Origin of the sequence: Nonomuraea antri, assembly GCF_013283785.1 — a bacterium.
Lineage (GTDB): Bacteria > Actinomycetota > Actinomycetes > Streptosporangiales > Streptosporangiaceae > Nonomuraea > Nonomuraea antri.
Genome location: NZ_JABCPZ010000532.1, coordinates 1 through 1,372, shown reverse-complemented (window position 1 = coordinate 1,372; position 1,372 = coordinate 1). Strand labels below are relative to the sequence as shown.

Annotated in this window: 1 protein-coding gene; it reads right to left on the bottom strand. The window is 50.9% G+C overall.

Going from position 1 to position 1,372, the window contains the following annotated elements:
• Positions 1-354: 354 nt before the first annotated feature.
• Positions 355-1,236: a hypothetical protein gene (locus tag HII36_RS55170; protein ID WP_173531384.1), complete on the bottom strand. Its 882-nt coding sequence runs from the start codon at positions 1,234-1,236 to the stop codon at positions 355-357.
• Between the last annotated feature and the right edge of the window lie 136 nt (positions 1,237-1,372).

Here is a 1,372-nt window from a genome sequence, read left to right as displayed (position 1 = left end):
GAGACGAGTCGGCCTGTAGGCCGGGTTCTGTTCGCGCCTCCTCGTTGACCTTGGCCTTCGCCTCGGTACCGGTCCTGAGCTGCGAAAGCAGCTTCCAGTGGTTATCACCGGTTTCCGGTGTCTTCTGCGTTCCGGCAGAACAGAGACGGAACAAGATCCACAGCACGGCTCCCCACGATGGGACTCGAACCAGGATCACGTGGTATCGATCAGTTCCTGTGGGTCGCAATGGCATGTCAGCCTGGTCAGTCCAGTCCACTCCTGTTCAGGTTGGTTCACCTGGCGTGGCTCCCGGCTTGGCTCCCTTTCGAAGTTCCAGCCAATCACGCCCTCGGGTCAGCATTTATATGCTTTTCATTCCAATATGGCCTCAAGATGCTCGCGGACATCTTGAGGCAATTCATTACGTACAGCTTCGATATCGGATTTGACGTTAGATAGAGTCTCTGGAGGAGGCCATGCAGAGAGAAGCAATCGACCAGCTAGACGCCCTCGCGGCGTCAGGATAATCTTTTGCGCGTCTTCTATTGTTACAATTTCAGCCATTTTATGATCAATCAAAGGCTGATCGCTAGAGGTAAAGCTGAGGCCAGGCTTTGTCCTATATTTATTGCTCGAATACTCATCACCTGCACTTAGCGCAAGATTTCGAATCGCTCCAGCCGGGAGTTTCTTCAAGTCTTGAATAATATGTCGGAGCCCCGTGTTAAGCGATGGCCATGTTGACATGAGGTGCGCCTTGGATCGAGGCACACTTATATGCACGTTCGTGTTGAGTACATTTGCGCCGAGAGAAGTGGCTCGAGTTGCTACTTTTTCTACCATGGCTTCAAGTTGCGCAAGATTAACCTGACTATTCATTGGCGGAGCCTCCGGCTGCTTGGCTGCTTCTGAAACCGATTTTAGGGCTGCAAGATGAAGCAATTCCTGATATTGCGAGCTTACCATTTGGTGGGTTCCTTCAATCCGAGTCCGCATTTCGGCTAATAGCTGCGACGTTTCCGAGTTTAGACGTTCTGCTTGTTTTAGCTGGGAACCGGATTGCGATGTCTGTATCGTGAATATGATGAGTTGGCAGATAAATGCGATTACTGCGAGTGCGAGCGCAATTGTATTTAATGCGCCCGCATCGTTAGTGGCAGCCATAGTTGCGATGGTAGCAATGGATCCGAAGTTTATGAGAATGCTGCCGATCGCAATCGCTTTCCATGACGCTTCAAAATTGTAGGATGGCATTGGCGTTACCTCACAGAGAAGTCCTTGTATTGCATGCAGCTAAGCACCGAAAGGCGTTAGTTCTGGTCCGACGTCAAGGCGTCATTGACATATATCCAGACCAACAAAGGCACGCGACCTATCTTTGGCCTGCCCG